General features: G+C 60.5%; 9 protein-coding genes. 6 read left to right on the forward strand and 3 right to left on the reverse strand.

Features of this window, described 5'->3' with window-relative positions:
* Both ACXRVY_RS11250 and ampC read left to right on the forward strand, forming a co-directional pair.
* Positions 1-345, forward strand: a 345-nt coding sequence (locus tag ACXRVY_RS11250; RefSeq protein ID WP_458237406.1) for an enolase C-terminal domain-like protein, incomplete at its 5' end; no start/stop codon positions are given.
* A 143-nt stretch (positions 346-488) separates the two neighbouring features.
* On the forward strand, positions 489-1,598 hold the full coding sequence (gene ampC / locus ACXRVY_RS11255; protein WP_457266113.1) for a class C beta-lactamase: 1,110 nt from the start codon (positions 489-491) through the stop codon (positions 1,596-1,598).
* A gap of 202 nt (positions 1,599-1,800) precedes the next feature.
* Here the strand turns inward: ampC and ACXRVY_RS11260 are convergent, their stop codons facing one another.
* Complete coding sequence (locus ACXRVY_RS11260; RefSeq protein ID WP_223463422.1) at positions 1,801-2,352, reverse strand: DUF4174 domain-containing protein; 552 nt, start codon at positions 2,350-2,352, stop codon at positions 1,801-1,803.
* Positions 2,353-2,532: 180 nt separating this feature from the next.
* Here ACXRVY_RS11260 and ACXRVY_RS11265 point away from each other — a divergent pair, with 180 nt between their 5' ends.
* Positions 2,533-2,901: a VOC family protein gene (locus ACXRVY_RS11265; protein ID WP_223463423.1), complete on the forward strand. Its 369-nt coding sequence runs from the start codon at positions 2,533-2,535 to the stop codon at positions 2,899-2,901.
* 20 nt (positions 2,902-2,921) lie between these two features.
* On the opposite strand, the gene ACXRVY_RS11270 is transcribed toward ACXRVY_RS11265, so the two are convergent.
* Positions 2,922-3,707 (reverse strand): sulfite exporter TauE/SafE family protein, encoded by a 786-nt coding sequence (locus ACXRVY_RS11270; protein ID WP_223463424.1) that lies wholly within the window; start codon positions 3,705-3,707, stop codon positions 2,922-2,924.
* Positions 3,708-4,036: 329 nt separating this feature from the next.
* Here ACXRVY_RS11270 and ACXRVY_RS11275 point away from each other — a divergent pair, with 329 nt between their 5' ends.
* Entirely contained in the window at positions 4,037-4,858 is an 822-nt protein-coding gene (locus ACXRVY_RS11275; protein WP_458237407.1) for an aldo/keto reductase, read from the forward strand.
* A gap of 29 nt (positions 4,859-4,887) precedes the next feature.
* Entirely contained in the window at positions 4,888-5,358 is a 471-nt protein-coding gene (locus tag ACXRVY_RS11280; protein ID WP_458237408.1) for a DUF1810 domain-containing protein, read from the forward strand.
* On the opposite strand, the gene ACXRVY_RS11285 is transcribed toward ACXRVY_RS11280, so the two are convergent.
* Entirely contained in the window at positions 5,323-7,683 is a 2,361-nt protein-coding gene (locus ACXRVY_RS11285) for a DNA polymerase II (protein WP_458237409.1), read from the reverse strand. The genes ACXRVY_RS11280 and ACXRVY_RS11285 overlap by 36 nt on opposite strands.
* Before the next feature lie 332 nt (positions 7,684-8,015).
* Between ACXRVY_RS11285 and ACXRVY_RS11290 the strand changes: the two genes are divergently transcribed.
* Entirely contained in the window at positions 8,016-8,456 is a 441-nt protein-coding gene (locus tag ACXRVY_RS11290) for a CBS domain-containing protein (RefSeq protein WP_223463428.1), read from the forward strand.
* Positions 8,457-8,520 lie beyond the last annotated feature (64 nt).

Consider the following 8,520-nt stretch of genomic DNA (forward strand, 5'->3'; position numbering starts at 1 on the left):
GACCTGGGGACCTGGGGTTCGCACTCCAACAACCACTTCGATATTTCCCTGGCGATGTTTACCCATGTGGCGGCGGCCGCTCCGGGCGAAATCACCGCCATCGACACCCACTGGATCTGGCAGGACGGCCAGCGCCTGACCAAGGCCCCGCTGCAAATCGTCGACGGCTGCGTGCAGGTACCGCAGAAACCGGGGCTGGGGGTGGAACTGGACATGGACCAGGTTGCCAAAGCTCATGAACTGTACAAAGGCATGGGCCTGGGGGCGCKGGATGACAGCGTGGCGATGCAGTTCCTGATTCCCGGCTGGAAGTTCGATAACAAGCGGCCTTGCCTGGTGCGTTGAGTTGACGGTTGCGCGAGGCCGCCTGTTGGCGGCCGATTTTAAAAAACGCTCGGAGCATGGCGCTTCACGCCCTAAAATGGCGCGCAACTGAATCAACGACGGATGAAACCAACATGGACAGGCTGAAAACCATCGCCGCTTGCATGGCGATAGTCGCCGCAGGCCAATGCGTGGCACAGGATCAAATCGAGACAGTGGTGAACGCCGCTGTACAACCGGTGATGCAAGCCGAGGGTATCAACGGTATGGCCGTGGCGATCACCGTCAACGGCCAGGCGCATTACTTCAACTATGGCGTYGCCTCGACAGAAACCGGCAACCCCGTCACGCAAGACACCCTGTTCGAAATCGGCTCCGTCAGCAAGACCTTCACCGCCACCCTCACAGCTTATGCACAGGCCTCGGGCAAGCTGTCGCTGTCGGACAAGGCCAGCCAGGTCCTGCCGGCCTTGCGCGGCAGTGCGTTCGACCATATCAGCGTGCTGCAACTGGGTACCTACAGCGCTGGCGGCCTGCCGCTGCAATTCCCTGCCGAATCTGATTCGGCCGACAAGATGCTCGGCTACTACAAACAATGGAAACCGCTCTACGCCCCCGGCAGCCACCGACTGTACTCGAACCCCAGTCTTGGCCTGTTCGGCTACCTCGCTGCGCAAAGCATGGGCCAGCCGTTCGATGAGCTGATGGAGAAAACCCTGCTGCCAAAACTGGGCCTCAAGCACACCTATGTGCATGTGCCACAGGATCAGATGGCGCTGTACGCCCAGGGCTACAACCAGGACGGCAAACCGGTACGGGTCACTCCGGGGGCGCTGGATTCCGAGGCGTATGGGGTGAAAACCAGCGCCGCGGACTTGCTGGGCTATGTCGGCGCGAACATGAAGCCGGCGTCCCTGGAAAAGCCGTTGCAGCAAGCCATCGCCCTGACTCATAGCGGTTACTACACCGTCGGCGATATGACCCAGGGCCTGGGCTGGGAGATGTATCGCTACCCGATCACACTGGATCGCCTGCTGGACGGCAACTCCACGCCGATGGCCATAGAGGCCCACAAGGTCCAATGGCTGAACCCGCCGCAGGCGCAGCCGCAGAACGTACTGGTCAACAAGACCGGTTCAACCGGGGGCTTTGGTGCTTACGTGGCGTACGTGCCATCGAAGGACATTGGCATTGTGATGCTGGCCAACAAGAACTACCCGAATGCGCAGCGGGTCAGGATTGCTCATCAGATTCTGAGTGCCCTGACTCAATAAGCCTTGCCGCCTTCTCCATAGATAAGGGCGACCTCTAGAGGTAATGCCGATCAGTTAACGCTTCGAACACCGAAACCCTGTGGGAGCGAGCTTGCTCGCGATGACGATCGCATAGTCGACACCTGCGTTGCCTGACAGTCCGCCATCGCGAGCAAGCTCGCTCCCACAGGTTAATTGCTCACCACCAGAATTCAGTGTCAGTTCAATCATCCGGCATTTCAGCCGGCTTGGCGGCCTTCGCCGGTTTGCTGTTTTTCGCGGGCTTGGCGCCCTTGGCCGCAGGCTCCGCCTCAGTGACCGGAGCCGCCACGGTCGCGGTGAATTCTTTCTCGGTCGCCGGCAACTGATCGACAGCGCTGAAAATCGTTTCCAGCTTGATGGCGTCCGATTGTTCGAGTTTCTTTTCGCCGTCCTTGCCGACCAGGATGACCTTGGTCTTGGCGCCGGCACCCAGCTTGAGCGAGCGGATCAGTGCCGCCGTGTCTTGTGGCCCGAGGTCTTTGCCGTCGCGCTGGCCCATCAGGTTGAGCACGGTGTAGAGCACCATGTTGCGGTCGGTGAATCCCTGGCGATTGGCCGGTTCATCCAGCGACTTTTTCAGGCCGGTCCAGACCGGATCAACAGCACTCGGAGCGATGACTATCAGTGGCCGGGCCCTGCCCTTGTCCATGTCCAGCGGTGAGTCGCCATCAGCGGCGAACGAAGTGCCGGCAATCGCCAGCAAGGTAGCCAGGGTCAGTGACCTGATGAGCATGCGCATCTCCTTTTGATATCCACGCTCTAATGATTGCGCATTGCGGCGATCGTTCCGGGTGACGTACCGCAAATATGTCTCGCCTTGCCCCAAGCTTAGGTCAGGGCGGTCATTGCGCAACAGGCTGGGCTAATCTGAAGACACATGACAACCCGCCTGATCCGTCGTGAGGACTTGCCCATGAGCGCTCAGTTGAACCACACCATCGTCTGGTGCCGGGACAAGCAGGTTTCGGCGAATTTCCTGGCCAGCCTCCTTGGCCTGCCCGCCCCGCAGCCTTTCGGGCCCATGCTGATCGTCAAGCTGGATAACGGCGTGTCACTGGATTTCTACGACAACGACCCGCCGATAGCGTCCCAGCACTATGCATTCTTGATGGGTGACGAGGATTTCGATGCGGCCTTCGCACGCCTGCAAGCCAACGGTCAGCCATGGTGGGCCGACCCGTGCAAGCAGCGACTGAGGGAGATCAATGATTACGCGGGAGGAAGGCGGGTGTATTTCGATGACCCGGACGGGCATCTGCTGGAAATATTCACCCGCGAATGAAACTGGCGTGGCGGCTTGTATCAGAACGCCAGTTTGTAGCCGATCAACAACAGCATGGTCGCCAGGCAAGGGCGCAGCAGTTCGTCGGAGATGCGCCCGGTCAGGTGGCTGCCCAGGTAAATCCCCGGCAATGAGCCCACCAGCAAGTAACCCAGGACGTGCCAATCCATGTTGCCCATGCTGGCATGGCCAAGGCCCGCGACCAGGGTCAGCGGCACGGCGTGGGCGATTTCAGTCCCCACCAGGCGGCGGGTCGGCAGCATCGGATAGAGGATGAACAGTGCCACGGTGCCCAGCGCACCAGCACCGATGGATGTCAGCGCGACCATGGCGCCAAGGACCAGCCCGGTGATGACCGTCATCACATTCAGGCGCAATCCGCTGGGGTGGTAGTTGCCGCCCGCACGTTTGTGGGCGAAGTCGAGCAGGCGCTTCTTGAACAGGATCGCCAGTGCCGTGGCAAACAACACAAAACCCAGGGCCTGCTTGATGATCGCGTTCATCGCCTCGGGGGCGCTGTGCAGGGTGCTGAGGAACCACAGCGTCAACGCCACCGCGGGCACGCTGCCCAGGGTCAGCCAGCCGGTAATCGCCCAGTCGATGTTGTTGTTCTTGCGGTGAACCAGTACACCGCTGGACTTGGTGATGGCGGCGTACAGCAGGTCGGTACCGACCGCCGTCGCCGGGTTGATGCCGAACCCTAGCAGGATCGGCGTCATGAGCGACCCGCCACCCACGCCAGTCATGCCGACGATGAAGCCGACGACCAGCCCGGCAACGACCAACCCGATGTTCACTAAATCCATGAATACGTCCACAAAGATCGCAAGGGAAATCTGGCCCGCAGCATAGCGATATTTCTTATAACCAGTTATATCGATGCGATCTATCTTTATACCTTAAGCACTTCCCTTGTGGGAGTAATTTCACCTGTATGTTTAGACTTGAAGGGGGGGCCGACGGTGGGGATCGCCGCTGGCTGCCATGGATAGAGTCGGGCATGGCGAAAAAGTGCAGTATCGGCACACAAGGTCCAGCTCAAAAGATCGCAGCCTGCAGCAACCCCTGCGGGGGAACCGATGGACTATTGTGCTGCCCATTGAAACAACCATCGGCATTCATAAAGGAGGTTTGCATGCGCACGCTTGAATTGGCTGGCGCCAGGGTCCCTGTTATCGGCCAGGGGACCTGGCAGATGGGCGAAGACCGCTCACGGCACACGGAAGAAGTCGCGGCCCTGCGCCTGGGCATCGAACTGGGCATGACCCTGATCGACACCGCTGAAATGTACGCCGAAGGCGGCGCCGAGGAAGTGGTCCGCGATGCCATCGCCGACCAGCGCGACAGCGTCTTTCTGGTCAGCAAGGTGTACCCGCACAATGCCAGCCGCCAGGGCATTCCCCTGGCATGTGAGCGAAGCCTGCGCCGGCTCGGCACCGATTACATCGATCTGTATCTGCTGCATTGGCGCGGCCAGTATCCCCTGGAGGAAACCGTTGAAGCCTTCGAACGCCTGCGCGAAGACGGCAAGATCGGTCGTTGGGGCGTGTCCAATTTCGACCTCGACGACTTGCTGGAACTGGACGCCCCGGCCTGCGCCACCAATCAGGTGCTCTACAACCTGGCACAACGGGGCATAGAATTTGATTTATTACCCTKGAGCCATCAACGACGGCTGCCGGTCATGGCTTACTGTCCGATCGACCAGGGCGGAAAAATGCTCGCCAATGCCACTCTCAAACAGGTGGCCGCCCGACACGGCGTGACGCCGGCACAAGTCGCGCTGGCATGGATTGTGCGTCAGGACGGCGTGATCGCTATCCCCAAAGCGGTCCGCCCCGAGCATGTACGGCTCAATGCCCAAGCTGCCCGATTGCAGCTTGAAGCCGGGGATCTGGAGGCGCTGGACCAAGCGTTTCACGCGCCACAACGCAAACAGCGGCTGGCCATGGTCTGAACCACCGCAGTCAGTCAGAGAGCTTCGCCATGAGGAGCACCGACCACCTGGACCCGTTCAATCTGCAACGTTTTCTCCTGGCTCAGGAGCCGATATTCGAGCGGGTTCAAAACGAGCTGAGCAATGGACACAAGCGCAGTCACTGGATGTGGTTCATTTTTCCGCAATTTGCCGGGCTCGGCGGCAGCGAGATGTCGCGCCGCTTTGCCATCCGCTCGCGGGAGGAAGCCCTGGCCTACCTTGAGCACCCGTTGCTGGGCGCCCGGCTACGCACCTGCACCCAGGAAGTACTGAACATCCGGGAGTGCTCGGTGGCCGGGATTTTCGGCCATCCCGACGACCTGAAGTTTCATTCCTCGATGACCCTGTTTGCCCAGGTCACCGCCGCCTACAGCCTTTTCCAGCAAGCCCTGAACCAATACTTCCACGGCATCCTGGATGACTGGACCTTGTCGCTGATGGACTCAAAACAGGCCCAGTTGCCCCCCAATCAGGGTTGAGAAGTCGTCGTCGACAAACGGCAGTATCGCGTCCGCCACCGGTTGCAGTTGCCGGGTGATGTAGTGGTCGTAATCGATGGGCGCGCTGCGCACTTCCAGCGGCTCGGGGCCGGCGCCGGTGATCACGTAGCTGATCCAGCCGCCGTTCTGGTATTGCCGCGGGCGACCCTGGCGGTCGTTGTACTCGTCGGCCAGGCGCGCCGCGCGCACATGGGGCGGTACGTTACGCTGATAGTCATCGAGGCTGCGGCGCAGGCGCTTGCGGTAGATCAGCCGGTCATCGAATTCACCGGCCAGGGTCTTGCGCACGTAGTCACGCACATAATCCTGATAGGGCTGGCGCAGGAAGATCCGCGAATACAGCTCCTGCTGGAATTGCCGGGCCAACAGCGACCAGTCGGTGCGTACGGTTTCCAGGCCTTTGTAGATCATTTCGTCGCTGCCATCGGCCCGGGTCACCAGCCCCGCGTAGCGCTTTTTACTGCCTTCTTCGGCGCCGCGGATGGTCGGCATCAAAAAGCGCTTGTAGTGGGTTTCGAACTGCAACTCGAGAACGCTTTGCAAGCCGTATTCCTGCTGCACGTGCTCGCGCCACCACTGATTGACGTGCGCCACCAGCGCGTGGCCGATCTGCGCCGCCTCCTGCTGACCATGGGCGCGACGCAGCCAGACGAAGGTCGAATCGGTGTCGCCATAAATCACTGCATGCCCCTGGGCCTCGATCAACTGGCGGGTGCGCAGCATGATCTCGTGCCCGCGCAAGGTGATGGACGAAGCCAGGCGCGTGTCGAAGAAGCGACAACCGCTGGAGCCGAGCACACCGTAGAACGCGTTCATGATGATTTTCAGCGCCTGGGACAGCGGTGCGTTGTGTTCGCGCTTGGCGGTTTCCCGGCCTTCGGCCACCCGGGCGACGATGGATGGCAGGCAATGCCGGGTGCGCGAAAAGCGCGCGCCACGAAAACCCGGTACCGACTCGCTGTCGTCCGGATGCTCGAGCCCTTCAATCAGCCCCACGGGGTCAATCAGGAAGGTGCGGATGATCGACGGATAGAGGCTTTTGTAGTCGAGCACCAACACCGATTCGTACAGTCCCGGTTGTGAATCCATGACAAAACCGCCGGGGCTGGCTTCGGGTGGCTTGCCACCGAGATTCGGCGCAACGAAACCCTGAYGGTGCATCAGCGGCATGTACAGGTGTGTGAACGCCGCCACCGAACCGCCCATGCGATCGGCCGGCAAACCGGTGACGCTGGCCCGCTCCAGCAGGAAGGTGAGCAACTCAGTCCTGGCGAAAATCCGCGTGACCAGTTCGCAGTCCTTGAGGTTGTATGTGGCCAGCGCCGGTTTGTCCTCGGCGAACATGCGATTGATTTCGTCCATGCGCTGGTACGGGTTGTCGATGGATTTGCCCTCGCCGAGCAAGGTTTGCGCGACGTTTTCCAGGCTGAACGAAGGGAAACTCCAGGTTGCCGAGCGCAGGGCCTCGATACCGTCGATGATCAGGCGTCCTGCCGCCGAGGCGAAGTAATGGTTGCCGCTGCCATGTTCGCGCCACTGCATTTCCTCACCGCCACGCCCCAGTTTCAAGGGCACCGCCAGGCGCCGGGCGTGTTCGTGAAGCACCCGCAAGTCGAACTGCACGACGTTCCAGCCGATGATCGCGTCGGGGTCGAAGCGGGCAAACCATTCATTGAGTCTTTTCAGCAGCAGGGTCCGCGAATCGCAGTATTCGAGCTGGAAATCCACCTGGCTGGCGTCGCCATTCGGCGGACCGAGCATGTACACCTGACGTTCGCCGCAACCTTCCAGGGCAATGGAATACAACTCGCCCTGGGCGGTGGTCTCGATGTCCAGGGACACCAGTCTGAGGCTCGGCCGGTAGTCGGGATCGGGTTTCATCTGGGCGTCGAGCAGCAGGCCCTCGGCATTCGGCGTGCCACTGAAACGCACCGGCGCGGTGATGAAGCGTTCCATCATGTAGCGTTCCGGCGGGCGCACGTCGGCTTCGAACACCTCGACACCGGCCCGGCGCAGCGCGGTTTCCAGGCGCATCAACTGGCCATGTTGCTGGCAGTAAAGCCCGAGGACCGGGCGATGTTCGAAATCCTGCAGGGCCAGGGGCCTGAGCTCGACGTTCTTCTCGTCATGCAAAACGCTTTCGGCCGCCTGACGCTGCGCAGCAGGGATGAACGCCACCGACGGTTGATGAGGCAGGCGGATGCGCCGGGGACCGATATCGGTCGCCAGCCAGAACTCGACTTCCGTACCGGCCGGGGTGTCGCGCCAATGCCGGGTCAGGACGAAGCCCTGCTGTAGATCCACCACTGCAAACCTCAACGTTGATTCAGAGGGGGATTCTACCCGTCATCGGCCGGGATAGCGCGTTTGCCGCAGGCCTGCCAGGCAGACACACTACTTGTAGGAGCGAGCCTGCTCGCGATAGCGGATTAACCTTCAACGAAGATATTGGCTGTTAGTCCGTCATCGCGAGCAGGCTCGCTCCTACAGGTAGTGCGCCGGGCCTGAAATGAGGGGTTTACCGAAGAAAAACCGCCGAATGACGTTTTTTGCGTGTTATCTGCCGCATTCGCCCTTGCCCTGAACGCTCGCGTCTACGATTCTTCAAGAACAACGACAACACCCGAGTAACCACCATGAAAACCGTCGCCCAACTGCTCAAGCTCAAAGATCAGAAGAATCAGGAAGTGCACCAGATCAAACCCGATCACATGGTGCTCGAAGCACTGATGAAGATGGCCGAGAAAAACGTCGGCGCCTTGTTGGTGGTGGAGAATGATGAAGTGCTGGGCATCATCAGCGAACGGGACTATGCACGCAAACTGGTGCTGCACGGCCGCTCTTCGGTGGGTACGCCGGTACGCGACATCATGGTGTCACCGGTGATCACCGTCGACCCCCATCAAACCGTGGAGACCTGCCTGGGCATCATGTCCGATAGGCGCCTGCGTCACTTGCCGGTGGTCGAAAACGGCAAATTGATTGGGCTGCTGTCGATCGGTGACCTGGTCAAGGAGGCGATTGCCGAACAGGCGGAGCTGATCAAGCAGCTGGAACAGTACATTCGCGGGGAATAAATCCGAACACGTTGCACTCCACCTGTAGGAGCGAGCCTGCTCGCGATAGCGGATTAACATTCAA

The organism is Pseudomonas sp. P5_A2_2 (genome assembly GCF_054177685.1).

Excerpts from the sequence above, each read along its gene's own strand:
- ACXRVY_RS11265 (WP_223463423.1), top strand. The coding sequence starts at position 2,533 with ATGAGCGCTCAGTTGAACCACACCATCGTCTGGTGCCGGGACAAGCAG.
- ACXRVY_RS11280 (WP_458237408.1), top strand. The coding sequence starts at position 4,888 with ATGAGGAGCACCGACCACCTGGACCCGTTCAATCTGCAACGTTTTCTC.
- ACXRVY_RS11260 (WP_223463422.1), bottom strand. The coding sequence starts at position 2,352 with ATGCTCATCAGGTCACTGACCCTGGCTACCTTGCTGGCGATTGCCGGC.
- ACXRVY_RS11290 (WP_223463428.1), top strand. The coding sequence starts at position 8,016 with ATGAAAACCGTCGCCCAACTGCTCAAGCTCAAAGATCAGAAGAATCAG.
- ACXRVY_RS11270 (WP_223463424.1), bottom strand. The coding sequence starts at position 3,707 with ATGGATTTAGTGAACATCGGGTTGGTCGTTGCCGGGCTGGTCGTCGGC.